The sequence below is a fragment of the Mesorhizobium sp. J428 genome (assembly GCF_024699925.1).
GTDB lineage: Bacteria > Pseudomonadota > Alphaproteobacteria > Rhizobiales > Rhizobiaceae > Mesorhizobium_A.
The window spans coordinates 2,922,923-2,948,947 of sequence record NZ_JAJOMX010000001.1 but is presented as its reverse complement, the minus strand read 5'-3'; the positions used below and the strand labels follow the sequence as shown (position 1 = coordinate 2,948,947).

Here is a 26,025-nt window from a genome sequence, read left to right as displayed (position 1 = left end):
CGTCGATGGTTTCCCCGGCAGCTTCAGGATGCGCGCAAGGCGGCGGCGTCGTATGCATTCTTCCAGTCGAGCGCGCGGATGAGCGGAGGAGGCAAGCGCCACCACTGGATGTGCGGATCGACGATGCGTTCGACTCCGAACTCTTTCCGATCATGCGATTCGTTCGCGTCCTACGCGGGAACGTCGATACCCTCAGTAACGCCATCGAGATTTCTTGAGCAACGGATAGGCTGTCAATCGGCGCGCAAAGATGACCCCGCATCGGCGTCCAATATTGACCCCCTCGTAGTGCGCGACGGTGAGCGCCCGACCGGGTGGAGCTGGTCTGGGTTGCGCAGCCCGGTCGGGCGCGTCGGTGAGACTTTCCGGCTTTAGCTTTGAGTGCGGTTCTTGAAGCGCCAGGATTCGTTGCCGGTCTCGATGATCTCGCAGTGATGGGTGAGCCGGTCGAGCAGAGCGGTGGTCATCTTGGCGTCGCCGAAGACGGCCGGCCATTCCCCGAAGGCGAGGTTGGTGGTGACGATGATGGAGGTCCGCTCGTAGAGCCGGCTGATCAGGTGGAATAGGAGCTGGCCGCCGGCCTGGGCGAAGGGGAGGTAGCCGAGCTCGTCGAGCACGACGAAGTCGAGCCGGGTGAGGTAGTCGGCGATGCGTCCCTGCTTGCCGGAGCGGTGCTCGGTCTCCAGCCGGTTGACCAGATCGACGACGTTGAAGAAGCGGCCACGAGTTCCGTTGCGGATGAGTGCGCGGGCGATCGCGATGGCCAGATGCGACTTGCCCGTGCCGGTGCCACCGATGAGCACGGCGTTGCGCTGGTCGGCGACGAAGGCGCCGGTGGCGAGGTCGCGCACGAGCGTCTCGTTGACGGGAGTGCCGGGGAAGTCGAAGTCGTCGATGTCCTTGGCCAGCGGCAGCTTGGCGACGGTGAGCTGGTACATTGATGGAGCGCGCCTGCTTCTCGGCGATCTCGGCCGACAGCAGGTCGCCGACGACCCTCGGCGGCTCATGCTGGCGCTTGATCGCAGTGGTCATGATCTCGTCGTAGGCGCTGCGCATGCCGTAGAGCTTCAGCGTTCCCATCAGGTCCAGAACCTGGGTGCGTTCCATCAGCTTGCCCTCCTGAGGCTGTCGTAGCGGGCGCAGTCGGCCTGCGGCTCGTGTCGCAGGCGAAGCGCATCCGGGGTGAGGATGGTCACGGCAGGCGCCGGATCGCGCCGGCGGGCCAGGATGTTGAGGATGACGGCGGACGAGCAGACGTTCTCGGCAAGCGCCTGCTGGCAGGCGGTCTCTACGGCAGCGAGCCCATCCGACAGCACCGCCGTCAGGATCGACACCATCTGCCGGTCGCCGTCGTCGGCAGCCTTCAGCCTGCGCCTGACCCGCTCCATCGCCGGCGGCAGTTCCCAGCCCTGGAACGGTGCACCGTTGCGCAGCGCGCCGGGCTTGCGCGCCAGCACCGGGACGTAGTGCCATGGATCGTAGACCGTCTGGTTGCGGCCGAACGAGCGGGCATGCTCACCAACGATCGTGCCCGTCCTGGCGCATGACGATGCGATCAGCATAGGCCTGGATCTCGACGGGCCGGCCGACCGCGGTCGACAGCACCGAGTACTTGTTGTTGTCGAAGCGCACGGTGCAGGTCTTCGTGACAGAGGCGGGAACCGTGTGGAAGCCGTCGAAAGGGCCGCGATACTCGACCAGCTTGCCGCGCTCCTCCTCGAACACGTCCCAGATGGTGCGCTCCGGCTGGTCGACATGGCGGTGGGCCTTGGCGTAGGCGACGCACTTATCGAGCAGCCAGGCGTTCAGCTCCTCGTAGCTCCTGAAGCGCAGCCGAGGCGTGAAGAAGCGCTCCCTCACCAGCCCGACCTGGTTCTCGACCTGCCCCTTCTCCCAGCCCGAGGCCGGTGTGCAGGCAACCGGCTGGACCAGATAATGGCTGCACATCTGCAGGAAGCGACGGTTGCTGCCGCTCCTTACCGACGAAGACCGTCTCCACCGCCGTCTTCATGTTGTCGTAGATGCCGCGCGTGCAGGCGCCGCCGAAGAAGGCGAAGGCCCGGTCGTGGGCGTCGAACACCATCTCCTGCGTCTCGCGCGGATAGGCCCGCACGAACATCATGCGGCTGTGGCAGAGCCGGACATGGGCGACCTTCACGGTCACCGTCACGCCGGCGAGCAGGACGATCTCGTGGCTCCAGTCGAACTGGTAGGCTTCGCCTGGCGCGAAGAGCAGCGGCACGTAGGCCTCGGCCGTCGCCGATCCTCTCGTCTTCGCCCAGCTCCCGGCGTAGCGGCGCACGGCGTCGTAGCCGCCCTCATAGCCGAGCGCGCGCAGTTCCTCGTAGATCCGGATCAGCGTCAGTTGCTCGCGCGCCGGCTTGCCGAGATTGCCGTTCAGGAGCCCGTCGAGCTGGTCTTTCCACGGTCCGATCTTCGGCTTCGGCTGTCGCTCCCGCTCATAAGAGAACGATGTCTCGTCGGACCTCAGGATCTTGCGGACGGTGTTGCGCGACACGTGCAGCTCGCGGCAGATCCGCTTGAGCGACCACCCCTGCACATGAAAGGCACGCCGAACCCGGGCAATCGTGTCCACTGTCTTCATCCCCTCTCCACCCGCTCGCCAAAACGAACGGATGGTCGCAGATCGACTTCACGAGGGGGGTCAAAATTGGACGCCGATCCTCCCGCCTAGGGGGTCAAAATTGCATGCCGATTCACACTCACTCTCAGTAAGGGCGCGGTATCGAAGCTCATGCGCCCGACGCACTGTGTAGCTATGCATCGCGCTCATTTCCCGAAGATTCCGCGGAGCGCAGATCGAGCGCGGCTGGTAAGCGCCGGGTCGCTGTTCCCGGATGCCGATCGCAGCTCGTCGATCCAGTCCTCCTCGTGGCTGCTCACCACCACGCGGAGCACCTCTCGAATTGCCATCTCAGTCGTGTCGCCACCGCGTTGCGTAAGGGCGAGCTGCAGAAGTCTCCTTGGATCAACGTCGAGTGCCTTGGCCAGTGCCGGAACGCGGTCAATCGGCAAACGAGAGGTGCCATTCTTGAGCATCGCCAGCATATTGGCGTTCTGGAAGCCCGCTTCAAATGCGATTTCCGCTTGGATCTTGGTCGGCCTCAGTTCGAGAATCCTCTTCTCGAGGAAATGCGTCAGCTGCGTTCCGGCAAAAGGCTTGCGTGTGTGCATCATACTGCTCTCTTTTATTGTATATTTCATATATAGCAAGAATATTTCGGCCATCATCGAGATTTTATCTAGTAGAAATATTATAAATATGCACATCTACACTATTCAAAGGCGCATTCTTTTTCTCATGCGACTGAGGAAGGAGCCGGAAGATGGTGTTGACCCCAGCAGAGAAGCGCCGCTATCGCGAGCGTCTGGCGGAAAGGGCAAAGCGCGAGAAGCTCAAGGCCTCTCCAGCCGCGTCGTTAATATCTGGATCGTTCTCGGAGTTCATGGGCTACAGGACGTTCGAGCTCGACCAGAACCTGGATGCGTTCGGCATCAAGATTGTCGGCAACTTCCTCGATGAGGAGGTCCAGCGCTTCGACGGTCAAAAAGAGTGGGATCCGCCATTGACGGCCCTGCAACGCGCAGAGGCTCTGGTCGACGTCTTCATCGATGCGGCGCGAGATCTCGCCCAAGTGGTCAACGCATTCAAGCTCGAGGAGATCAGTGCAGCCATCGGCAAAGCAATCGACCGGAACGCCAACCTACCTCGTAGCGACGTCGACGCGTTGAAACAGGCCATTGATGAAATCGACCGGCTGAAGCTCATCAAGGCGCAGTTGGAAAAGCCAACCCGCCATACCGTCCTCGCCATCCGAGCTGACGGTGAGGCAGATCCAATCAAAATTCTCCCGGTCACGCCCAGAGTCCAATCAAGTCGTGACCGGGTTTAGCAAAGGCGGGGCTTAGACCCACGAGGCGGGCAGCCAGATGCTGGCCTATCGCAGTCAAAAAGGCGGAGACAGCTTTTTGAGAAATTTCTGCTCCCCCGCTGACAGACCGCTATATCGAAAATAGCAGATACAACGAGCTCTACGCAGGGCGAAGTTGGAGACTGGATACAGTCTTCAGCTAAGGACAAACTGTTACTTATTGACGGAAAGACCATTTCATCATGTCGAACGACAAGCCGGACTATATTTTAGACAATGCATAGGCGAGGATCGCTGAATTCGACGAGAAGCTCTCGCGGGAAGACTACGAACGCAAAGTTAATGTCGCATTCCCTTATAGCATCGCGCAAGAGTTCCAAACAGCGGGCGTCTCCACTCCTATGCGAGAATTCCTGACATGGCTGGCCGAGCGAAATCCAGAAGACGCCTGGAAGCTGCTTGGAATTCGAGACGCCTACTACAGCGGCGATCATGATGACGACTATGGCGACCAAATTTACATTGGCAGAGCTTCCCAGATGCCGCCAAAATCATATCAGCCTATGACGTCTCCCAGTTCGACTCGAGATCGAGATCAATATCCTCGGAAAGATGCCTCCGTGATGTTCGGGCTCATCCATGCATTGCCGATAGCTGATCGCCGCTGTCTCGATCGCAAGGAGCAGCGAGTTACGTCGGCGTAAGTGTCGGCACGTTCGACCGACTCGTCAGAGGCGGACAGATGCCGTCATTGACCTGTCCGGTCGTAAGGTTTGGGATCGACGGGCGCTGGATAGCGCAGTGGACGCCAAGATGGTCGGCTCGGTCTTCTCTCGCTCGACGGCCGATGTGGCGCCGACGCTGTCACCCCTCGATGCATGGAGGCTCGCCAATGGTTGAAGCGCGTCTCAAGGGCATCAACACGGTGCGTAAGCGCCTCGCCGACGGCAGCGTGCGAACGCACTACTATTATCGGAGCAGCGGAAAGCCGCTCAAGGGCAAGCCGGGAAGCGTGGAATTTCTCGAAGCCTACGCCGCGGCCGAGAGGACCTTATCACAACGCCACGAAGGCACGCTCGTTCAGCTCATCCGAGCGTACATCCTGTCGCCCGAGTTCGAGAAGCGGGCCGAGAGCACGCGCAAGGAATATCAGCGCATGCTGACGAAGGTCGAGGCGCATTTCGGCACGATGCCGATTGCTGCTCTCGACGATCCACGCGTGCGACAGGATTTCATCGCCTGGCGCGCGGAAGTCTCGCGCACCTTTGGCGACCGGGAAGCTGACAATCGCCTGAGCGTGGTGTCGGCGATGATCTCCTGGGCGCGCGACAACGGGCGCGTCACAGCCAACCATGTCTCAGGGTTCAGGCGGCTGCACAGGTCTGACCAGTCGGAGCTGATCTGGATGCCGGAGCACATCGAGGCGTTCATGAAGGTCGCACCCATCGAGATGCAACGCGCCTTGATCCTTGCGCTGCACACCGGACAGCGGCAGGGCGATCTGAGACGCCTGACGTGGTCGAACTACGATGGCGAACTGATCAGCCTACGACAGGGCAAGGGTCAACGCAGAGTGGAGATCCCATGCACGACCGCGCTGCGGCGTATGCTGGACGCGGTTCCGCGCGCGTCGACAATGATCCTTTCAACGAAGAGCGGACTGCCGTGGACGGCTCGCTACTTCAACGCCCAGTGGGAGGCCGCGACGAAGAAGGCCGGCATCGACAACCTGCACTTCCATGATCTGCGCGGTACTGCGGACCATGTTGGCCGAGGCGGGCTGCACGACGCCGCAGATCGCCGCAATTACCGGGCATTCGCTCAAGACGGTTTCGTCAATTCTCGACCGCTATCTAGCCCGAACTCGTGTGCTGGCGACAGAGGCAATGGCCCGTTTCGAGAACGCAACAAGCACAGATTTTGCAAACCGTCTGCAAACCGCCGAGACGACGAAGCTCGAAAAGCGCGCTAAGTAGTTGAAATGAATGGCGCGCCCGAAGAGATTCGAACTCCTGACCCCCAGATTCGTAGTCTGGTGCTCTATCCAGCTGAGCTACGGGCGCGCTGGCAGCCTGCGTATAACAAGCCGCTTGGGCTCCAGCCTCTCGGCCGGAAGAGCCGCGTAACTAAACGCTGGCCGCGCGAATTGCAAGCATCTCGGACAAGAAATTCGGCCGGCGCGCAAGGCGTGGGCGCGCCGGTCGCGGCGTTGGCTAATCGTCCGGCGGATTAGGCCACAATGGGCGGCCGTGCGGCGCCAAGGCGCGGCGGGTTGCCGGCAACGGGGTGCACATTCGGCTGGACGGGTGAGCCTTCGCGGTCCTGCGCTCTGCGCTCAGGCCGGGCGGCGCAGGGCGTGGCGGGCGGCTTCGATCTGCACCGGCTGGTCGGGCACCGAGATCGCGAAGACGGTGCGGCCACCGACGCTCTCCACCAGGTCGAGCGTGCCGCCGTGCGCCCGGACCAGTTCCTGCGCGATGGCCAGCCCCAAGCCGGTGCCGCCGCTGCGGGCCGAGCCGCGGAAGGCGGCGAACAGGTTCTCGCGCGCCTTGGGCGGCAGGCCGGGGCCGGTGTCCATGACGACGATGCGGCTCACTGAGCCCTGCCGCTCGGCCGAGATGGTCAGGCGCCGCACGACGGAGCTGTCGGTGTCGGCGCTCATCGCCTGCACGGCGTTGCGGCAGAGGTTGGAGAGCACGCGGAACATCTGCTCTGCGTCCGCGTCCATCTCGAAGGCGTGGTCCACCGCGTTCTCGAACTCGATCGCCGCCGCGGGATCGACGCCAAGCAGGCCCTCCACCTCTTCTACCAGCTGGCGCAGCCTCAGTCTGCGGCGCGACGGTGGCGCCTCCTGCGCGCGGCCATAGGCCAGGACGCTTTCGGTATAGCCCACGGCGCGGTCCAGCGTGCGCACCAGCTTCGGCGCGAAGGCCTGCACCGAGGGGTCCTTCACCATGCGCAGGCGGTCCGAGATCAGCTGCGCGGAGGCGAGGATGTTGCGCAGGTCGTGGTTGATCTTCGACACGGCGAGGCCGAGATTGGCGAGGTGCGCCTGTTCGGCCAGCGTGCGCTGCAGCCGGGTCTGCAGGCTCGCAAGCTCGCGCAGCGCCACACCGAACTCGTCGGCGCGGTCGCTGGGGCGTACTACGCGCGAGGGATCATCCGGCGCCTCGGCGAATGTGACCATCGCTGTCCTGATCTTGCGGATCGGCCCCAGCATCATGTGGTTGATGGCGCCGAACACCAGCGCCGCGGTGATGAAGGAGATGATGAGCGACAAGATCGCCACGTTGCGCGCATAGACCAGCATCGCCTTGCGCAATCCCTTGTCGGCGATGATCAGCTCGAATTCCTTGTCGCTGTCGCCGACCTTGCCGAAGACGCGCAGCGTGCGGTCGCCGCCATAGACCAGCGTGTCGAGCGCATCGGCGATCGCCCTCAGCGGCCCGACCGTCGACGGTTCGATGTGCTCATCGACTTCCGGCGGGACCTCGGAGACGACCAGCAGGCGCGAATCCCCGCCCGAGCGCACCGCCACAGCCTTGGCGCCCAGCGCCATCAGCACGTCGTCCTGCACATTGCGCGGCAGGGTCATCGTGTCGGTGCCGACGAGCACCACGGCCGTCGCCGCCGCCGTATTCAGCCGCTCCTCCAGCCAGCGGAGGCGGAAGTTTGCGACCGACGGGATGAAGATCAGCACTTCCGCCACCAGCACCGAGATGACCGTGAGGATCAGCATCTTGGTCGACAGGCGCTTGAGCCACGGAATGGGCGCATGCGTCGTTGCTAAGTCGGAATTCACAATGGTCCTGTCCGGCATGCCATCCATTCCCCGCAGCCATGCGGCGCCGGCCTCGAAAGGTTCCGGGCACCCGTCAGCCGAAGATGCGCAGGAAACGGATCAGCGCGCGAACCACCGGCTTGCGGGTCACCGCGGCAAAATAGGCTATCGCAGCGCGTTTGCCAATTTCACCCATCGTGGGATAGGGCGGCAGCCAGGACGCCAGGTCCTTCACGCCCATTCCCTTGCCGATCGCGAGGCCGTAAAGGCCGATCATCTCGCCGGCATTGGCGCCCACGATCGAGGCGCCGAGGATCCTGCCCCGTGAACTGACGACCAGCTTGGCGAGCCCCGCCGTCCGGCGTTCGGCCTGGGCGCGGTCGTTCTCCGACAGCGGCCAGCGCAGGATGCGCACGCCCCTGTGCGCCGCCATTGCCTCCGCTTCCGTCAGGCCGACGTGGGCCAGTTCAGGATCGCAATAGGTGACGCGCGGGATGATCGACGGGTCGACGCGGGCGGACAGGCGGAAGAGCAGCGGCCGCAGCACCAGGCTGGCGTGATAGCCCGCGACATGGGTGAATCGTGGCCCGCCCGCCACGTCGCCGATGGCATAGACGCGGCGGTTTGCCGTGCGCAGCCGGTCGTTCACCTTGATACCCTTGTCGGAAAAGGCGACCCGCGCCTTGGCGAGGTCCAGCCCCTCGACGTTCGGGGCGCGGCCGGCGGCCACCAGAAGATGGGTGCCGTCCACGGTCTCGGTGCCGTCGGCCGCCTCGACATGCACCCGCACGCCGGTCTTGCCGCGCCGCTCGACGCGCGTGACGGTGGCCGCCTCCCGGATCGTCACCCCCTCCTCGCGCAGGGCGCGCAGCACGAAGCCGGCGATTTCGGGATCCTCCCGGCCGAGCGCGCGCGTGGCTTCGATAATCGTCACCTCGCTGCCCAGCCGCCGATGCGCCTGCGCGAGCTCCGCGCCGATCGGCCCGCCGCCGATGATCACCAGATGTCGCGGCCGGCGGGTCAGGTCGAAGATCGTTTCGTTGGTCAGCACATCGATTGTGCCGATGCCCTCGATCGGCGGGATCACGGGGCGCGACCCGGTGGCGATGACGAAGCGGCGGGCGCGGATCTCGAACTCTCCCGCGACCACGGTCCTGCGGTCGGCGAACCGCGCCTCGGCCTGGATGACGCGCACATCCAGCGCGGTGAAACGCTCCACCGAATCGTTGGGCGCGATCGCCGCGATCACGTCGTGAACGTGCCGGTGCACCTGGCGGAAGTCCACCTCGGGTTCGACCGGGACGATGCCGAACTTCGCCGCCTCGCGCATCGCCTGCGCCTGCCGGCCGGCGGCGATCAAGGCCTTGGAGGGCACGCAGCCATAGTTCAGGCAGTCGCCGCCCATCCTGCCCTTTTCGACGAGCACCACCGGCACGCCGAAGGCGGCAGCCGCGGCGGCAACCGACAGGCCGGCCGAACCGGCGCCGATGACGCAGATATCCGGCGTCAGGGTCTGCATGGACGTGCCTTTCTCCCGGGCTCTGGCCGGTCCGGACCCGGCATGGCGCGACGGCTTCAGCCCGGCCCCGTGCGCCGCAGCTTCCTTACGACGGCCGGGATCAGCGCAACAAGCGCGAGAAGGGCGAAGGCGAGCACGATTTTCGGCGTCACCAGGTCTTGCACCGAGGGCTCACGTCCCGCTTCCTGAGCAGCGACGAGCACGCTGTCGACGCCCTCGCCGAGATAGGAATAGGCAAAGGTGCCCGGCAGGATGCCGAGAAAGGTCGCCGCGACATAGGTCCTGAGGCGCACGTCGAATAGGGCGGGTGCGATGTTGACGAAGAAGAAGGGAAAGATCGGCGCCAGCCTGAGCGCCAGCAGATAGCTGAAGGCGTTCTCCTGGAAGCCGCGCGCCAGCTTCGCTGCCTTGCCGCTCACCCTTTGGCACAGGACGTCGCCGAAGGCGGAACGGGCGGCGATGAACAGCAGCGTCGCACCGGCGGTGGCGGCGAAGGCGACGACCGTGCCGCCGACCAGCCAGCCGAAGAGGAAGCCGCCGAAGACGGTGAGAACCGTGGCCGCGGGAAAGGAAAAAGCGACCGCCAGCACGTAGATCGCCGCGAAGAAGACCAGCGAGAGCGCATGGTGCTGCGCCACATAGATTTTCAGCGTGTCCCGGCTCTCGGCGAGATATGCCAGCGAGAGATAGCGCTGCCAGCCCATCGCATAGCCGAGGGCGAGGCCGACTACGACCAGGACGATCGGCACGTATCGTCCGACCCTCACGCTTCGCCGCTCGCCGTCTTGCGCATCCATTGCGATTTCCGCCCCCGCGGGATTCCCCTCTGAACCATAGCGCGTTCGGGCGCGATTGGATGCCCCTTTTGGCCGCGGGGTCGCAGATCCTGCGGCCGCAGGCGGCGGGGCTGGCCGGATGGAATGGGTCATGCAGGGCAGATGACGCACGCGCCCCCTGCCCGCAAGCATCTCGCAGCCTCTCTCACCACATGTTGACCCGGCAGTCGCGCGCGGCTCACCCCGCCGTGACCGCGATAAGGTGCGCTTCCACGCACTGGCCCGCCTGTTTTCCGTCTCTGAAGCGGTTTCCTCGCGACGGAACTCGCATTAGTGTCGCGCGAGATTCGAAAGGCCCTTCCCATGACTTCGCTCGCACCCGTCCTCGATGCCCTCGACGCCGGCTTGGACGCCAGCCTGACCCGGCTCGCCGACCTCGTCCGCATTCCGTCCATCTCCACCGACCCGGCCTATGCGGCCGAATGCCGGCGCGCCGCCGAATGGCTGGTCGCGGACCTGAAGGAGATCGGCTTCGACGCCAGCGTGCGCGACACGACCGGCCACCCCATGGTCGTGGCGCATCACGAAGGACCCGCCGGCACACCCCACGTTCTGTTTTACGGCCATTACGACGTCCAGCCGGTCGACCCGCTGGACCTGTGGCACGACGATCCCTTCGACATGAAGGTCAAGGAGGTCGCGCCGGGGCGCAAGGTGCTCACCGGCCGTGGCACCGCCGACGACAAGGGACAGCTGATGACCTTCGTCGAGGCCTGCCGCGCCTACAAGAAGGCGCACGGCGCCCTGCCCTGCCGCGTTTCCATCCTTTTCGAGGGCGAGGAAGAGTCCGGTTCGCCTTCGCTCAAGCCGTTCCTCGAGGCCCATGCGAAGGAGCTCAAGGCCGATTTCGCGCTGGTGTGCGACACGGGCATGTGGGACCGGGACACGCCCGCCATCTCGACCGCTCTGCGCGGCCTCGTCGGCGAGGAGGTGACGATCAAGGCGGCCGACCGCGACCTGCATTCCGGTGCCTATGGCGGTGCCGCGGCGAATCCGATCCGCATCCTCGCCAAGGTGCTCGCCGCCGTCCATGACGATGACGGCCGCGTCACCATCCCCGGCTTCTACGACGGCGTCGAGGAGACGCCGTCACAGATCCTCAAGCAGTGGGAGAGCCTCGGCCTCACCGCCGAGGAATTCCTCGGCGAGATCGGCTTGTCGATCCCCTCGGGCGAGAAGGGCCGCTCGGTGCTCGAACTGATCTGGGCGCGGCCGACGGCCGAGTTCAACGGCATCATCGGCGGCTATACCGGCAAGGGCTTCAAGACGGTGATCGCGGCGGAAGCCTCCGCCAAGGTTTCGTTCCGCCTGGTGCACAAGCAGGATCCCGACAAGATCCGCGACGCCTTCCGCGCCTTCGTGCGCGAGCGCATCCCGGCCGACTGCTCGGTCGAGTTCCATGGTCACGGCGGGTCGCCCGCGATCCAGCTCTCCTACGACTCGCCGTTCCTGTCCAAGGCCAAGGACGCGCTGTCGGACGAATGGCCGAAGCCGGCGGTGATGATCGCCATGGGCGGCTCGATCCCGATCGTCGGCGATTTCCAGACCTATCTCGGCATGGAATCGCTCCTCGTCGGCTACGGGCTCGACGACGACCGCATCCACTCGCCAAACGAGAAATACGAGCTGTCCTCATTCCACAAGGGACAGCGCTCCTGGGCGCGCATCCTCGACGCGCTTGCAAAGTAAGGCCCTTCCATGACCATCCGCTTCCACAAGGGCGACCTCGCCGACCTCTCCAACTACGACGTCGAGGCGGTCGCCATCGACACCGAGACGCTCGGGCTCAACCCGCATCGCGACCGGCTCTGCGTGGTGCAGCTTTCGCCCGGCGACGGCACGGCCGATGTCGTGCAGATCGCGGCGGGCCAGAAGCGCGCGCCCAATCTCGTTTCGCTGTTGAGGAACCGGAAGATCACCAAGATCTTCCATTTCGGCCGCTTCGACCTTGCCGTGCTCTATCAGGCCTTCGGCGTCATGCCCGAGCCGGTGTTCTGCACCAAGATCGCCTCGCGGCTGACCCGCACCTATACGGACCGGCACGGGCTGAAGGATATCTGCAACGAGCTTCTCGGCGTCAGTCTGTCGAAGGTGCAGCAATCGTCCGACTGGGCGGCGCAGACACTGTCGCCCGAGCAGCTCGAATATGCCGCGTCGGACGTGCTCTACCTGCACCGGCTGCGCGACGCGCTCGTCGGCCGGCTCGAGCGCGACGGGCGCGCGGCGGAGGCGGCGGCCTGCTTCAAGTTCCTGCCGACGCGCGCAAAGCTCGACCTGATGGGCTGGGACGAAGAGGACATCTTCGCCCACAGCTAGGCCAAGAGTCTATTCGGCGTCGTTGGCGGGCTCGGCATTGAGCTGCCCGTAGCGTTCCTCGCCGATCGAGTTGAGGAGCTGGAGCTGGGTCTCGAGGAAGTCGATATGGCCTTCCTCGTCGGTCAGCAGTTCCTCGAAGAGGTGCATCGAGACATAGTCGCCGAGCTGCTGGCAGATCTCGCGCGATTTCTTGTAGGCGGTGCGGGCGTCGTATTCGCCGGCAAGGTCTGCCTCGAGCACTTCCTTGACGTTCTGGCCGATGCGCAGCGGGGCGACCGACTGCAGGTTCGGATGGCCTTCGAGGAAGATGATGCGCGCAACCAGCCTGTCGGCATGGTGCATCTCCTCGATCGACTCCGCCCGCTCCTTCTTGGCGAGCTTCTGGAAACCCCAGTCGTCCAGAAGCCTGTAATGCAACCAGTGCTGGTTGACGGCGCCGAGTTCGAGGAACAGCGCCTCGTTAAGCCGCTCGATGACCTGTTGTTCGCCCTTCATGACTTCTGCTCCCGTATTGACCGCGCAGTTCGCGCACGCGGTCTAGGTACGACACGATCTCCGCCTCACCGGTAGCACTCTGGGAGTGATACGCTTCGGTCACGCGAATGATCGTTTCCACCACATTCGGGAAGCAGCCGCAACAGCGTCCGCGCTTCGCCAGGGCATGATAGACCTTTGCCGGCACGATCAGTTGCCACGGATCGGCCTGCAGCAGATCGAGGATGGTCCGCTCGATGTCTTTCTCAGTGATCAGATTACAATGACAGACGATCATGAGACTTCGAAGGCGGATCGGTCACTATGGGACGAAACCGCGCACAATCCGCCGGAAACGCTGGATTCGTCCTTGCCACATGCAGCCAGCGCGTCTGATTGGGTATCCGTCGGTCGCATGGTCCGCAGTGCCTGACCCACACATGCCCCTGCCGGATAAACTTGTCAATCAACATCAAGTTTAGAAGATACTGGAACCGTGCGACATGAACGCGCGGACCTGCGATCAGACGAAGAGCAGCCAGACGCAGAAGCCGCCGAACAGGATGCCGACCGCGAAGCAGGCGGCGCCCACGATCGGCCAGCCGCTGAGCTCCGGCCTAGTCTCCGTCCGTTCCCGAAAGGCCGTGGGAAGCGCAATGATATTGTCTCCGCGCCGCCGCAATCCGTCCTCGATGCGCCGCCGCATCTGCGCATGCGGAGTGTCCGGCTCGACCTCGTCCATGCGGGCGATCCGCTCGCGCCAGTCGGCGACGCGCGCGGCGAGGGCCGGGTCCCGGCGCATCTCACGCTCGAAGAATGTGGCTTCCTCGGCATCCATCAGACCGAGGACATAGTCCGCGACCCGCATGTCTTCCTTCGGCTGTCCGAACATCGGCGCTCCTCCCGGCACGCGGCGATCCGCGCTACTATAGCGCGGGCGCGGCCAAAGCGGAATGCGCCGCGTGAATTTCGGCGCAACGCGCGACCGGCATATTTGATCCATGACAAGGAGCCGGCCGTCGCCATCGGTCCAAATGGCGCCGTCGACGCGAGTTCGATACGAATAGGAGACTGATCATGTCCGGCACCACCCTGCTCACCATTCTCGGCGCGGCGATCGACAACGACCTCAAGGAAGCCATCGCCACGGCCCAATCCGTCGACGCGCATCTCTGCGTCGTCGCCATGGGGGTAGCCCCCAGCCCTCCGATCGGCGAGGTGGGGGCTGCGGCTGCTTTGACCTCCGTCTGGCTCGAAACGCGCGCGGCCGAGGAACAAGCGCTGACGGCCCGCGCGGAGCAGCTCGAGGGCCTGCTCGCAGCCGACAGCGTCAAGGGCGACGTATCCGATGCCTATGTCGAGCCCGGCATCATCGCCGATGAGGTCGGGCGTCGCGGCCGCTGCGCCGACGCGATCTTCATCGGACCCAGCCTGCGCAAGGACCCGGTTCTCGGATCGTCCGTGCTGGAGGCCGCCTTGTTCGAGACCGGCGTGCCGGTCGTGGTGGCGCCGGCAGGATCGCCGCCGGACCTCGGCTGCGAGCGCATCGTCGTCGCCTGGAACTCGTCGTTCGAATCCGCCCGCGCGCTGCATGCCGCGATCGGCCTGCTGCCGAAGGTCCGCCATATCCATATCGCTATGGTCGATCCGAAGGCATCCGAGACGGACGGCGGCGAGGAGCCCGGCGCCGATATTGCCGCCTATCTCGCGAGAAAGGGCTACGATGTCTCCGTCGACCGTCTCGCCGGCATGGGACTCGCGCCGGAGGCTGTGCTGACCCGCCATGCCAGCGACGTCGCCGCGGGCATGCTCGTCATGGGCGCCTACAGCCATTCCCGGCTGCGCCAGCGCATCTTTGGCGGCGTCACGCGCTCGATGCTGGAATCGCCGCCGCTGCAGCTGCTCCTGGCCCACTGAGGCGGGCGGCCAGGCGTCAGAACTCGATGTCGATCGGCTGGTCGAACGGATCCTTGGGCGTGACCGACTTTACGGCGCGTCTGAGTGCCGCGAGATAGCGCTCCCGGTTGAGCCGCATGCGCTCCAGCGCGCCGCCGAGGGTCAGCACGACCGGCTGGCCCTGGATGGTGATCGGCAGCAGCGAACAGAGCGTCGCCCCGCCGAGGAAGGGGATGTTCTCTGCCCAGGCATAGCCCTGTTCGCGGATCTCGCGGATCCGCGCCATGATCTCGGGGATCTTCACCCGATCCGCCGCCTTTTCCGTCGCGATGTTGGCACGGCGCACGAGATTGTCGACACGCTCGTCGGGCAGGGTCGACATTAGCGTCCAACCGGCGGCGGACTGCGTCAGGAGCCTGAGCGCCCCCTCGTCGATGTCGAAGCGCACCGCGTGGACGGAATAGATCACCTGGATGTACTGCAGGTAGATGTCGTTCTTGGTGTTGAGCGAGATGCCCTCTCCGGTGGCGGATTGGAGATCCCGCATCGCGTCGAGGATGCGGCTGTTGCCGAACAGCGCGCGCGGTATCCATTCTCCCAACGACGTGACCTTCGGGGTCGGGAAATAGACCCGTTCGTTGCGGTCGTAGTTGAGGTAGCCGAGCTTGACGAGCGTCTTGAGCAGCACGGTCGTACTGGAGGCCGGATAGCCGAGCGCATTGGCGACCTCCGACATACCTTTGGGCTGCCGCACCCTCTTGAACAGTTCGAGGATCTCGATCGCGCGGGTCGCCGACTTCACCTGTGCCGAGACCATGGCTACTCCTGACTGCGGGCGGCGACAATGCCGCCGCTCGCCGGTGGAGGCAAGGGGCTCTGAGTCGCGCGCACGAAACGCCCGTCCCGGTAGGCGCCGCAAACCCTGCGCCGGGCCAGGCCGCGCACCAGGCGCCCCGCTCTTAGAAATTCACCTTGTCTGCGCCCTTGAGCTGCAGGATGTCGCGGGCCTCGGCGGGTGTGGCGATCTCGAGGCCGAGGCCTTCGATGATCGAGCGCACCTTCGCCACCTGTTCGGCATTGGTCTTCGCCATCCGGCCCGGCCCGAGCCACAGCGAGTCCTCCAGCCCGACGCGCACATTGCCGCCCATCGCGGCCGCCTGTGCCGCGATCCGCATCTGGTTGGCGCCCGCCCCCAAGACCGACCACGAATAGCTGTCGCCGAACAGACGGTCCGCCGTCCGCTTCATATGCGCCACGTCCTCCGCATGCGCCCCGATCCCGCCCAGGATGCCGAACACCGACTGCACGAAGAACGGCGGCTTCACCAGGCCGCGGTCGACGAAGTGCGCCAGCGTGTAGAGGTGGCCGATGTCGTAGCACTCGATCTCGAAGCGCGTGCCGTTCTCGGCGCACGTCGTCAGGATGTTCTCGATGTCGGCGAAGGTGTTCTTGAAGATGCGGTCGCGCGAGCCTTCGAGATAGGGCAGCTCCCAGTCATGCTTGAACTCCTTGAAGCGGGCGAGCATCGGGTAGAGGCCGAAGTTCATCGAGCCCATGTTGAGCGAGGCGACCTCCGGCTTGAAGGTGGCGACCGGCTGCAGGCGCTCCGCAATCGTCATGGTCGAGGCGCCGCCGGTGGTGATGTTGACCACGCAGTCGGAACGCTGCTTGATCACCTTGAGGAACGGCTCGAAGGCCGCCGGCGACTGGTCGGGCAGGCCGTTCTTGGGATCGCGCGCATGCAGGTGCACGATCGCCGCCCCCGCCTCCGCCGCGCCGATCGCCGCATCCGCGATCTCACTCGCCGTCACCGGCAGATGCTCCGACATCGACGGCGTGTGGATCGAACCCGTTACGGCGCATGTGATGATAACCTTGCGCTTGCGTGCGCCGGCGGGCTTCGTGGCTTCGCTCATTTGCCGATGTCCTCCTCGGATTTCCTCTTGTGCGCGGCCAGAGCCATCAGCCGGCGATCCCGCCAGACCTGCCGCTCGACCAGCTTCTCCCTGGGCAGTTTCGCGCGCCGGTCGGTCTCGACCGTTTCCAGCACCGGACCGGCCCAGTCGACCCGGCGCTGCATCTGGGAAAACAGGTTCTCGTAGAGGCCCTGGTAACGCTCGACATAGTCGCGCACGCCAGCCGGCGCGTTGAGATCGATCGTCTCGAACGGCCCCATGAACGACCAGCGCAGCGCAAGCCCGTCGCGGATGCCGATGTCGACGTCCTCGATGCTGGCATAGCCGTCGGCGACCAGCCTGAAGGCTTCCTCCAAAAGCGCGCCCTGCAACCGGTTCATGATGAAGCCGTCCAGTTCGCGCTTCATCACCAGCGGCGCATGGCCGGCATCGACCAGCAGGGCGCGGGTGCGCTCGACTGTTTCGCGCGAGGTCCACGGCGCCGGCACGACTTCCGCCGCCGGGATGAGATAGGGCGGGTTGAGCGGATGCACGACGAGGCAGCGGTGGCGGCCGGCGAGATGATCGGTGAAGGTCGACGGCAGCAGCGCCGACGAGGAGCTGGCGATCACGGCATCAGCTTCCGCGACGCCGTCGATCAGGGAAAACACCTCGCGCTTGATATCGCGCTTCTCCGGCGTGTTCTCCTGGACATGGCTCGCGCCGCGCAGCGCCTCCCCCAAGTCCGTCGTCACCGAGATCCGCGCCAGCACGGCGTCGGGCGCCTGTCCGCGCAGCAGATCGTTGGCCTCGAGGTCGCCGAGCACGCCGGCGATATAGTCACGCGCACCCTCGGTGGCGGCCGGCGCCTGGTCCCACATCGCGACCTCGTTGCCCGCCCGAGCGAAACTGATCGCCCAAGCGCGTCCTATGAAGCCGCTGCCGACTACCGCAATCTTCGCCATGCCGTTCCTCCCAAGGCCTATGCGGCTAGCGCGACCAAACCCGTTTGTCGACCGCGAACGACTATGCCAGCCGGCTGCCGGCTCACTTCCACCTATATGATTGTCAGGCGCCCGAAATGACTGGCGCTAGGGAGCACGGCCGTTCGCGCATCACCTGTCAGCGCGCCCTGTTGCGCCAGACGAGCAGCCTTGCCTCCAGCAGGCCGATCCCTACCGCGGTCGCGTAGCCGAGCACGCCGAGCAGGATCACGCCGGCGTAGAGATCGGGCGCGCGGAAGGAGCGGGCGGCGAGCAGGATCCAGTTACCGAGCCCGTCGCGCCCGGCGATCATCTCGCAGACCACCGACAGGATCAGCGCCACCGTCAGGCCAAGCCGCATACCGGCAAGGATGTCCGGGCTCGCCGACGGCAGCGCGATCTTGCCGATCACGGCGGCGCGGGAAAGCCGCAGCGCATTGCCGACCTCGTAAAGCCGCGGCTCCACCGCCGAGAAGCCGTGGATCGTCGCCAGCAGCACCGGCCACAGCGCGCCAAAGGCGATGACCGCCAGCACCATGCCGTCGGACAGGCCGAGCAGGGCGATGGCGACGGGGATTGTCGCCGAGGCCGGCAGCGGCCGCAGAAATTCCAGCATCGGCGCCAGATAGGCGCGCAGCCGCGGCGAGGTGCCGATCGCGGCCCCGAGCGCTATGCCGATCAGCGAAGCGATCAGCCAGCCCCAGAACATCCGCTCGACCGTTGCGAGAAGCTTCACGCCCAGATCGCCAGTCGTGAAGCCGCGCATCAGCGCGCCCCAGGTCCGGTCGGGGCCGGGCAGGAACACCGGATTGACGAGCTTGTAATCCGCCAGCAACTGCCAGCCCCAGACGAACAGGGCGGCGACGGCGAAGCTCGCGGCGAGCCAGGCGAGGCGGGACGACTTCATGCCTGCGCCCCCGTGCGCGCGGCGCGTCCGAACAGGCGGTTCTGCGCCAGCGACAGAAGCGCGTTCAGTCCCCATCCGACGATGCCGATCCAGACCAGATAGGCGAGCATCAGCGCCGGCTGCAGGCCCTGCTGCGCGACGAGGATGCCGTAGCCGAGCCCGAGCGGATTGGCCGCGATCTCGACCGTGACGGACACGACGAGCGCGACGGCGGCTGCGAGCCGGAAGGCGACGATGATGCGCGGCAACGCGGCCGGCAGCACGATCTTGCGCACGCGGTCGAAGGCCGAGAGCCTGAGCGCGCGCGACACTTCCATCAGGCGCGGCTCGATGCCGGCCATCGCCGAACGGGTCATGATCATGATCGGCCAGAGGCAGGAGAAGGCGACGATGGCGATTTCCATGCCGTAGCCGAAGCCGAAGACCAGCATGGCGATCGGAAGAACCGCGACCGAGGGGATCGGCCTGATCGCCTCGATCGTGACCTCCATCAGCCGGTCGAGCGGCCTGACGAGGCCGAACAGGATGCCGAGCGCGAGACCGACCGCGCAGCCGATCGCCAGCCCCGCGCCGGCGGTGACCAGCGTGTCGCGGGTCGCGACCAGGATGGAGCCGTCAGCGAGTGCCCTTACCAATGCGGCAAGGATGTCGCTCGGCGCGGCCAGCGACATCGAGGTCGAACCGTAAACCCGCATGGCGAGTTCGGCGAGCACGATCAGCACGGCAGGGACGACCAGCCCCTTCCACCACTGCTCCTTCATCGCTCGGCCTTCTCGATGAAGTCGAAGAGCTGGCGGCGCAGGCGCAGGAATTCGGGCATCTCGCGCGTCTCGAGCTGGTTGCGCGGACGCGGCAGGTCGACGCGCAGGTCGATGCCGACGCGGCCGGGATTGGGCAGGAGCCCGATCACGCGGTCGCCGAGATAGACTGCCTCCTCGAGGTCGTGCGTGACGAAGAACACCGTCGCGCCCGTCTCGGCGACGATCGACAGCATCTCGTCCTGCAGGCCCTGCCGCGTCATGGCGTCGAGGGCGCCGAACGGCTCGTCCATCAACAGCACGGCCGGGTCCTGCGCCAGGCAGCGTGCGATCTGGATGCGCTGCTGCATTCCGCCCGACATCTCGGTCGGATACTTGTCCTCGTGTCCGGTCAGGCCGACCTTGGCCAGCAGCGTGCGGATGCGCTCGTCGCGCCCGGCGCGCGGCGTTCCCGCCGCCTCCAGCGCCAGCGAGACGTTGGCAGACGCCGTGCGCCAGGGCAGCAGCGCCTTGCCGTAATCCTGGAAGACGATCGCGACATCGCGGCGCGGCGCGGTGAGCGGCTCGCCCAGCAGGCGCACTGCGCCCCGGCTCGGCCGCACCAGCCCGCCAGCCATGCGCAGCGCTGTGGTCTTGCCGCAGCCCGACGGGCCGATGATGCAGACGATCTCGCCGCGGCCGACGTCGAGGCTGAGGTCCGAGATGATCGTGCGGTCGCCATAGGCCAGGCTGACGCGGTCGAAGCCAATGACCGCGGGCGCTGCCTTCACGTTCGTTGCGGCCATGTTCATGCTCCTCCCTCCCCGCCACCGTAGACGACATCGAGCGTCGTCGCGAGGTGGCGCGTCAGCTCCGCCACGGCGGCCTCCTCGTCGCGGGCGAGGACGATCTCGGCCAGGATCCGGTGCGGCTCGATGAAATCGGTATGCACGGTGAATCTGCGCATCATCGCGCGCCGGTAGCGATAGGCCTGATAGTAGAGATCGTCATGCAGCCGCAGCAGCCGCTCGGAGCCGCACGCCTCCAGCAGCGCGCGGTGGAAGGCCTTGTGCAGCCTGTCGAACTCCGGCGTGCCCTCGCGCATCGTCTCCGGGTCGCGCTCGACCGAGCGGGACAACCGGTGCAGTGTCGCGACGATGGTCGCCTCCCAGTCGTCGCCGCCCAAGCGGATCGAGCGGCGCAGCGCCTCCACCTCGATGGTCGTCCTGACCAGCGTGATGTCGACGAGGTCGGAGCTCGACATGGCGGCGACGCGGAAGCCCTTCTGGCCGACGGCCCCGATCAGCCCGCGCGACACGAGCCGGGACAGCCCTTCCCGCAGCGGCGTCGCGCCGATGCCGTAGCGCTCGGACAGCGCCTGCACCGCCAGCCGCTCGCCCGGCTGCCACACGCCGGCGAGGATGTCGTGCTCGACGAGCGCCGAGGCGCGCTCGCTGAGCGTTTCGGAGGCCGCGAAGTGCGCGGCCTCCCCGAACAGGTCGGGCTTGTCCCTTACGTCGGTCATTTCTGGATGAGCGCAGCCGTGTCGGGCTTGCCCTGGAGCATGTTCTGCTCGTTCATCGTCGCGACCCACCAGTCGAGCTGCTCCTGCTCGATCTTCGGATCGGAGACGGAGAGCTTCATCTTGGACAGCACGTCCATCGGGATCTTGGTGAAGTTGGCGATCGCCTGCCGACCCTTTTCGGGATTGTCGTTGACGATCTTCGCCGCCTCCTCGATCGATGCACGGAAGGCCTTTACCGTGTCCGGATTGGCGTCGGCCCAGGCGCGGGTCGAGGCGTAGAGGATCGCCGGACGCCGCTCGGGCAGCTTCTCCAGATAGTAGCCCGCGACCGTGCCGGTGCCGCTGGCGATGATGCGCGACATCATCGGCTCGGCCGTCACCACCGCGTCCACCGCGCCGGATTTCAGCGTATCGTTCATGGTCGGGAAGGTGACCTCAACGAAGTTCACCTGCTTCGGATCGACGCCGTTGTCGATCAGCCATTTCGAGAACAGGACCTGCAGGAAGGCGCCGATGCCGGGCGCGCCGACCTTCTTGCCGACGAAGTCCTTCGGCTCCTTGATGCCACTCGCGGGCGAGGCCACGACGCCGGCGGTGTCGAAGGTGGTCTTCGACGTGGAGCTCGCGCCCGCCACCGCGACGAGGTCTAGCCCGCCGTCCACCGCCTGCAGGAACACCGACGGCGTCGGGCCGCCGATCTGCACCGAGTCCGACAGCAGGGCTGCCGGGATGTTCGAGTTCAGGCCGATCAGCGTCATCGTCGCGTCGAGGCCGTTCTTCTTGAAGATGCCGTCTTCCAGCGCCACGGCCGCCGAGGCGCAGTCCGTCGTCGCGGTGCAGCCGATATTGATCTTGGTCTGGGCGGCGGCGAGCCCCGTCCAGGATGCGAGAACCACGGCCGCGCCGAGCGCAGCCTTCATCATGAGCTTCATCGATTTCCTCCCAGAATCCGGCTTCCAAAGCGCGCCAGTTTCGAATATCGATAAAATCATAAAATCTATACGCAAGCAAGTCGGGAGGACGAACATGAAGCTGGCCACCTATCGGACAGGATCGAACGCGGCGCGGATCGCGATCGTGCATGGGGACGGAACCCGTGTCTTCGACCTCGCCGCGGCGGCATCCCGAAGCGGGGCCGGCACGGCGCCCTTCGCGTCCATGCTGGCGCTGATCGATGCCGGCGATGCGGGCCTGGAGCAGGCGGAGCGACTGTTCGAGGCGCATGGGCAGGATCCGGCGCTCTCCTCCGCGATAGGCGACGTCGAGCTCCTGGCGCCGTTGCCCGAGCCGCGGCAGATGCGCGACGGGATGAGCTACGAGACGCATATTCGCCAGTCTGGCCGCGGCATGCGCCAGCTGATGAGCGGCGGCGACATGGCCGCGCTCGCCTCGGAACCCTTGCCGCCGCTGGCCGACATCTACCGCCAGATCCCGATCTACTACATCACCAACCGCATGATCGTGCGCGGCCCGGGCGCCACCATCACCTGGCCGCGCTATTCCAAGGTCATGGACTACGAACTGGAATACGGCGTGGTGATCGGCAGGACCGGCGCCAATGTGAGCGCGGCCAAGGCGCGCGACCACATCTTCGGCTACACCATCTTCAACGACTTCTCCGCCCGCGACCAGCAGGGCAAGGAGATGCCCGGCTTCCTCGGTCCCGCCAAGGGCAAGAGCTTCGACGGCGCCAACGTGCTCGGCCCGTGGATCGTCACCAAGGACGAGATCCCCGATCCCTATTCGCTGAAGGCGGCCGTGCGCGTCAACGGCGAGACGCGCTGCGAGAGCACCACGGCCGGCATGCTGTTCAGCTTCGAGGAGATCCTCGCCCACATGTCGCAAGACGAGACGGTCCATGCCGGCGAGTTCATCGGCTCCGGCACGATCGGCAATGGCTGCGGACTGGAGACCGGCCGTTTCCTCGCCAACGGAGATGTGGTCGAACTCGAATTCGAGAAGATCGGCATCCTGAAGAACAAGGTCGTGCGGCAGCAGGGCTGACCACTCGACCAATCTGTTTGTTTTCACGCAATTCCGGACGCAAAACCGCTTCACACTTTTGCTGGAATTGCTTTGGAGGAGGAGGAAACCATGGCCCGTCGCATCGTCGACCTTTCCATACCCATCGCCAACGACATCCCGGCGGACCCGCCGATCCAGATCCCGTCGATCGAATATATCGACCACACGCAGAGCCTCGCCCAGATCCTGTCCTTCTTTCCCGGTCTCAAGGCGGAAGACCTGCCCGACGGGGCCGGCTGGGCGGTCGAGCGCGTCGTGCTGTCGACGCACAACGGCACGCATCTCGACGCACCGTGGCACTATCATCCGACGATGAACCACGGCGAGCCGGCGTGGCGGATCGACGACATCCCGCTCGACTGGTGCTATCAGCCCGGCGTCAAGCTCGACTTCCGTCACTTCCCCGACGGCTATGTCGCGACCGCTGCCGACGTCGAGGCCGAGCTGAAGCGCATCGGCCACGAGCTGAAGCCGCTGGAGATCGTCGTGGTCAACACCTCGGCCGGCGTGAAGTTCGGCCAGCCGGACTATGTCGCCAGCGGCTGCGGCATGGGCTACGAGGCGACGATGTATCTGCTCGACCGCGGCGTGCGCGTCACCGGCACCGACGGCTGGAGCTGGGATGCGCCCTTTATCCACACAGCGAAGAAATACATCGAGACCAAGGACGCCTCGCTGATCTGGGAAGGCCACAAGGCCGGCCGCCACACCGGCTACTGCCACATCGAGAAGCTGCACCGGCTGGAAGACCTGCCCTCGACCGGCTTCATGGTGAGCTGCTTCCCGGTCAAGATCGAAAAGGCCTCCGCCGGCTGGTGCCGTGCCGTCGCGATCATCGATGAGTGACATCTAAGGCATGAGCGGAGACGCCATGCCGACGTGGCATGGCGACGGTTTTCGGCTGTCCCGCACCGCCGCCCTTTCCTTTCATATCCGTGCTTCAGCCACCGGCGACAGGCGCGTCCGCGCAAATGCGGACACCCCGGCGACAATCGCCTTGAGGCCCCCTTGACCTTCCCGCTGCTGGAACCTCCATCTTTTGTGCGGATGACTACCCGTTGTCCGAAGACAGGCGAGGCACAGGATGGAACACGAGCACCACCAGGGGCACCATCACCAGGGGCATAAGGGGCACGCGGCAGCGCCTGCCGCGCCGCACACTGCCGGCCACGGAGCGGCTTCCTCCGGTCATGCCGGCCACTCCGACCACGGCGCGATGGTCGCCGATTTCCGCCGCCGCTTCTGGGTCTCGCTCGCGCTGACGCCGCCGGTGCTGCTGCTGTCGCCGATGATCCGGCATTTCCTCGGCCTCGATGCGCTCCTGTCGTTTCCCGGCAGCGAGATCGTGGTCTTCGCGCTGTCGACCATCGTCTTCTTCTACGGCGGCTGGCCCTTCCTGACCGGCTTCTTGGCCGAGCTGCGCGACCGCAAGCCCGGCATGATGACGCTGATCGCGCTCGCGATCAGCGTCGCCTATGTCTACTCCGCCGCCGTCACCTTCGGCGTCGAGGGCATGTCCTTCTACTGGGAGCTGGTGACGCTGATCGTCATCATGCTGCTCGGCCACTGGCTGGAGATGCGCTCGGTGATGGGCGCATCGCGGGCGCTGGAGGAGCTCGTGCGGCTCCTGCCCGACACCGCGGCGCGGATCGGCGCCGACGGCGCGGTCGAGGATGTTCCCATCTCTGCGCTGCTGCCCGGCGACCGCGTCCTGATCCGCCCCGGCTCGAAGGTCCCGGTGGACGGCACCATCATTGAGGGAAAATCCTCGTTCAACGAGGCGATGCTGACAGGCGAGTCGCGACCGGTCTCGAAAGAGCCGGGCGCCAGCGCCATAGGCGGCGCGATCAACGGCGCCGGCGCCGTTACCATCGAGGTCACTGCCACCGGCGACAAGACCTATCTCGCGCAGGTGATCAACCTCGTCCGCGAGGCGCAGGGCACGCGCTCGCGCACGCAGGACATCGCCAACCGCGCCGCCGGCTGGTTGACCTACATCGCGCTCGGCGTCGGCGTCGGCACGCTCGTCGTCTGGCTGGCGCTCGGCGAAAGCGCGCAGTTCGCCATCGAGCGCATGGTCACCGTGATGGTCATCGCCTGTCCGCACGCGCTTGGCCTCGCCGTGCCGCTCGTCGTGGCCGTCAGCACCTCGCTCAGCGCCGGCAGCGGCCTGCTGATCCGCGACCGCGCCGCCTTCGAGCGCGCGCGCAATCTCGATGCGGTCGTCTTCGACAAGACCGGCACGCTGACCGAGGGGCGCTTCGGCGTCAGCGACATCGTGCTTCTGGCCGGCGGCAGCGAGGACGAGGAGCTGCGCTTCGCCGCCTCCGCCGAGAGCCAGTCCGAACATCCGATCGCGCATGGCATCGTCGCCGCGGCGAAGGATCGCGGCATCGACCTTCCTCGCCCGAGCGGGGTGCGCAACGTCACCGGCGAGGGCATCGTCGCCGAGGTCGAGGGACAGGACGTCTCGATCGTCAGCCCCGGCCATCTCGCCCGCACCGGCAAGCCGATCGCGGCGGCCGAGCTGGCGCAACTGGAATCGCAGGGCAAGACGGTCGTCGTGCTGGTGCGCGACGGCACGCCCCGCGCGCTGTTCGCGCTGGCCGACATCGTGCGGGCCGAGTCGCGGCAGGTGATCGCTGAGCTGAAGGGCCTCGGCATCAGCTCCATCATGCTGACGGGTGACGCTAGGGGCGTCGCAGACGCCGTCTCCAAGGATCTGGGCATCAGCGAATATTTCGCCGAGGTGCTTCCCGACCAGAAGTCGGCAAAGATCAAGGAACTCCAGGCACGCGGCCTGCAGGTCGCCATGGTCGGCGACGGCGTCAACGATGCACCGGCGCTGGTGCAGGCCGACCTCGGCGTCGCGATCGGCGCCGGCACGGACGTGGCGGTCGAATCCGCCGACGTGGTGCTGGTGCGCAGCGACCCGCGCGATGTCGCCGCCATCCTCGGCCTGTCGCGCGCCACCTATCGCAAGATGGTGCAGAACCTGATCTGGGCCACGGCCTACAACGTCATCGCCATCCCGATGGCCGCCGGCATCACCTTCGGCACCGGCTTTTTGATGACGCCGGCGGTCGGCGCCGTGTTCATGTCGGCGAGCACCATCATCGTCGCCATCAACGCACAGCTGCTCCGGCTCTACCGCAAGGAAAGCCCAGAAGCGGCCAAGGCTTGATCTGAGACAAGGCGCAGGGACGCCGGCGCGGCAGTATCCGCGTCATGCCGCGAG

At 65.7% G+C, this 26,025-nt stretch carries 23 protein-coding genes, 1 tRNA gene and 2 pseudogenes; 8 read left to right on the top strand and 18 right to left on the bottom strand.

The features are described from left to right. Nucleotides 1–371 precede the first annotated feature (371 nt). The 3 genes and pseudogenes from istB to LRS09_RS14905 form a co-directional block, all read right to left on the bottom strand. Nucleotides 372–1,107 (bottom strand): annotated as a pseudogene (gene istB / locus LRS09_RS14915) (IS21-like element helper ATPase IstB). Continuing rightward, nucleotides 1,004–2,605, bottom strand: a pseudogene (gene istA, locus LRS09_RS14910) (IS21 family transposase). The pseudogenes istB and istA overlap by 104 nt, the downstream one beginning before the upstream one ends. A 185-nt stretch (nucleotides 2,606–2,790) precedes the next feature. Next, a complete protein-coding gene (locus tag LRS09_RS14905; RefSeq protein WP_257807577.1) occupies nucleotides 2,791–3,198 on the bottom strand; it encodes an XRE family transcriptional regulator in 408 nt (135 codons plus the stop codon). A 149-nt stretch (nucleotides 3,199–3,347) separates the two neighbouring features. Here LRS09_RS14905 and LRS09_RS14900 point away from each other — a divergent pair, with 149 nt between their 5' ends. Both LRS09_RS14900 and LRS09_RS14895 read left to right on the top strand, forming a co-directional pair. Beyond that, a complete protein-coding gene (locus tag LRS09_RS14900) occupies nucleotides 3,348–3,914 on the top strand; it encodes a hypothetical protein (protein WP_257807576.1) in 567 nt (188 codons plus the stop codon). Nucleotides 3,915–4,818: 904 nt separating this feature from the next. Continuing rightward, a complete protein-coding gene (locus LRS09_RS14895; protein WP_257807575.1) occupies nucleotides 4,819–5,865 on the top strand; it encodes a tyrosine-type recombinase/integrase in 1,047 nt (348 codons plus the stop codon). A gap of 14 nt (nucleotides 5,866–5,879) precedes the next feature. Here LRS09_RS14895 and LRS09_RS14890 read toward each other — a convergent pair. The 4 genes from LRS09_RS14890 to LRS09_RS14875 all read right to left on the bottom strand — a co-directional run bounded on the left by LRS09_RS14890 (nucleotide 5,880) and on the right by LRS09_RS14875 (nucleotide 9,990). Next, nucleotides 5,880–5,956 (bottom strand) — tRNA-Arg (locus tag LRS09_RS14890). Between the two features lie 272 nt (nucleotides 5,957–6,228). Next, complete coding sequence (locus LRS09_RS14885) at nucleotides 6,229–7,713, bottom strand: ATP-binding protein (protein WP_257807573.1); 1,485 nt, start codon at nucleotides 7,711–7,713, stop codon at nucleotides 6,229–6,231. A 55-nt stretch (nucleotides 7,714–7,768) separates the two neighbouring features. Next, nucleotides 7,769–9,193: an NAD(P)/FAD-dependent oxidoreductase gene (locus LRS09_RS14880; protein WP_257807571.1), complete on the bottom strand. Its 1,425-nt coding sequence runs from the start codon at nucleotides 9,191–9,193 to the stop codon at nucleotides 7,769–7,771. A 56-nt stretch (nucleotides 9,194–9,249) separates the two neighbouring features. Then, nucleotides 9,250–9,990 (bottom strand): TVP38/TMEM64 family protein, encoded by a 741-nt coding sequence (locus LRS09_RS14875; protein WP_257807569.1) that lies wholly within the window; start codon nucleotides 9,988–9,990, stop codon nucleotides 9,250–9,252. Between the two features lie 342 nt (nucleotides 9,991–10,332). On the opposite strand from LRS09_RS14875, the gene LRS09_RS14870 reads away from it, so the two are divergent. Beyond that, nucleotides 10,333–11,718 (top strand): M20/M25/M40 family metallo-hydrolase, encoded by a 1,386-nt coding sequence (locus LRS09_RS14870; protein ID WP_257807568.1) that lies wholly within the window; start codon nucleotides 10,333–10,335, stop codon nucleotides 11,716–11,718. A 9-nt stretch (nucleotides 11,719–11,727) separates the two neighbouring features. Further along, the gene (locus LRS09_RS14865; RefSeq protein WP_257807566.1) at nucleotides 11,728–12,345 is read left to right on the top strand and encodes a ribonuclease D; all 618 of its coding nucleotides are present in this window, start codon (nucleotides 11,728–11,730) and stop codon (nucleotides 12,343–12,345) included. 9 nt (nucleotides 12,346–12,354) lie between these two features. Here the strand turns inward: LRS09_RS14865 and bfr are convergent, their stop codons facing one another. From bfr to LRS09_RS14850, 3 genes are all read right to left on the bottom strand, one after another. Next, nucleotides 12,355–12,840 (bottom strand): bacterioferritin, encoded by a 486-nt coding sequence (bfr, locus tag LRS09_RS14860; RefSeq protein ID WP_257807565.1) that lies wholly within the window; start codon nucleotides 12,838–12,840, stop codon nucleotides 12,355–12,357. Further along, complete coding sequence (locus LRS09_RS14855) at nucleotides 12,806–13,117, bottom strand: bacterioferritin-associated ferredoxin (RefSeq protein ID WP_257807564.1); 312 nt, start codon at nucleotides 13,115–13,117, stop codon at nucleotides 12,806–12,808. Before LRS09_RS14855 ends, bfr begins: the two co-directional genes overlap by 35 nt. Nucleotides 13,118–13,342: 225 nt before the next feature. Beyond that, nucleotides 13,343–13,711 (bottom strand): hypothetical protein, encoded by a 369-nt coding sequence (locus LRS09_RS14850; protein WP_257807563.1) that lies wholly within the window; start codon nucleotides 13,709–13,711, stop codon nucleotides 13,343–13,345. 185 nt (nucleotides 13,712–13,896) lie between these two features. Here LRS09_RS14850 and LRS09_RS14845 point away from each other — a divergent pair, with 185 nt between their 5' ends. Then, complete coding sequence (locus LRS09_RS14845) at nucleotides 13,897–14,736, top strand: universal stress protein (protein WP_257807562.1); 840 nt, start codon at nucleotides 13,897–13,899, stop codon at nucleotides 14,734–14,736. A gap of 16 nt (nucleotides 14,737–14,752) precedes the next feature. On the opposite strand, the gene LRS09_RS14840 is transcribed toward LRS09_RS14845, so the two are convergent. The 8 genes from LRS09_RS14840 to LRS09_RS14805 all read right to left on the bottom strand — a co-directional run bounded on the left by LRS09_RS14840 (nucleotide 14,753) and on the right by LRS09_RS14805 (nucleotide 21,694). Next, nucleotides 14,753–15,532 (bottom strand): IclR family transcriptional regulator, encoded by a 780-nt coding sequence (locus LRS09_RS14840; protein ID WP_257807561.1) that lies wholly within the window; start codon nucleotides 15,530–15,532, stop codon nucleotides 14,753–14,755. A 142-nt stretch (nucleotides 15,533–15,674) separates the two neighbouring features. Further along, nucleotides 15,675–16,631, bottom strand: a complete 957-nt coding sequence (locus tag LRS09_RS14835; RefSeq protein WP_257807560.1) for a 3-keto-5-aminohexanoate cleavage protein — start codon at nucleotides 16,629–16,631, stop codon at nucleotides 15,675–15,677. Beyond that, on the bottom strand, nucleotides 16,628–17,575 hold the full coding sequence (locus tag LRS09_RS14830) for a 3-hydroxyacyl-CoA dehydrogenase (protein ID WP_257807559.1): 948 nt from the start codon (nucleotides 17,573–17,575) through the stop codon (nucleotides 16,628–16,630). The genes LRS09_RS14835 and LRS09_RS14830 overlap by 4 nt, the downstream gene beginning before the upstream one ends. A 157-nt stretch (nucleotides 17,576–17,732) precedes the next feature. Then, on the bottom strand, nucleotides 17,733–18,500 hold the full coding sequence (locus tag LRS09_RS14825) for an ABC transporter permease (protein ID WP_257807558.1): 768 nt from the start codon (nucleotides 18,498–18,500) through the stop codon (nucleotides 17,733–17,735). After that, nucleotides 18,497–19,261, bottom strand: coding sequence for an ABC transporter permease (locus tag LRS09_RS14820; protein ID WP_257807557.1), 765 nt, complete (start codon nucleotides 19,259–19,261; stop codon nucleotides 18,497–18,499). The genes LRS09_RS14825 and LRS09_RS14820 overlap by 4 nt, the downstream gene beginning before the upstream one ends. Beyond that, the gene (locus LRS09_RS14815; protein WP_374684845.1) at nucleotides 19,258–20,043 is read right to left on the bottom strand and encodes an ABC transporter ATP-binding protein; all 786 of its coding nucleotides are present in this window, start codon (nucleotides 20,041–20,043) and stop codon (nucleotides 19,258–19,260) included. Before LRS09_RS14815 ends, LRS09_RS14820 begins: the two co-directional genes overlap by 4 nt. A gap of 2 nt (nucleotides 20,044–20,045) precedes the next feature. Beyond that, a complete protein-coding gene (locus LRS09_RS14810; protein ID WP_257807555.1) occupies nucleotides 20,046–20,762 on the bottom strand; it encodes a GntR family transcriptional regulator in 717 nt (238 codons plus the stop codon). Continuing rightward, nucleotides 20,759–21,694: an ABC transporter substrate-binding protein gene (locus tag LRS09_RS14805; protein ID WP_257807554.1), complete on the bottom strand. Its 936-nt coding sequence runs from the start codon at nucleotides 21,692–21,694 to the stop codon at nucleotides 20,759–20,761. The genes LRS09_RS14810 and LRS09_RS14805 overlap by 4 nt, the downstream gene beginning before the upstream one ends. Before the next feature lie 94 nt (nucleotides 21,695–21,788). Between LRS09_RS14805 and LRS09_RS14800 the strand changes: the two genes are divergently transcribed. From LRS09_RS14800 to LRS09_RS14790, 3 genes are all read left to right on the top strand, one after another. After that, on the top strand, nucleotides 21,789–22,766 hold the full coding sequence (locus tag LRS09_RS14800) for a fumarylacetoacetate hydrolase family protein (RefSeq protein WP_257807553.1): 978 nt from the start codon (nucleotides 21,789–21,791) through the stop codon (nucleotides 22,764–22,766). A gap of 90 nt (nucleotides 22,767–22,856) precedes the next feature. Next, nucleotides 22,857–23,633: a cyclase family protein gene (locus LRS09_RS14795; protein WP_085463784.1), complete on the top strand. Its 777-nt coding sequence runs from the start codon at nucleotides 22,857–22,859 to the stop codon at nucleotides 23,631–23,633. Nucleotides 23,634–23,871: 238 nt separating this feature from the next. Beyond that, nucleotides 23,872–25,971, top strand: a complete 2,100-nt coding sequence (locus LRS09_RS14790) for a copper-translocating P-type ATPase (RefSeq protein WP_257807552.1) — start codon at nucleotides 23,872–23,874, stop codon at nucleotides 25,969–25,971. Nucleotides 25,972–26,025: the final 54 nt, after the last annotated feature.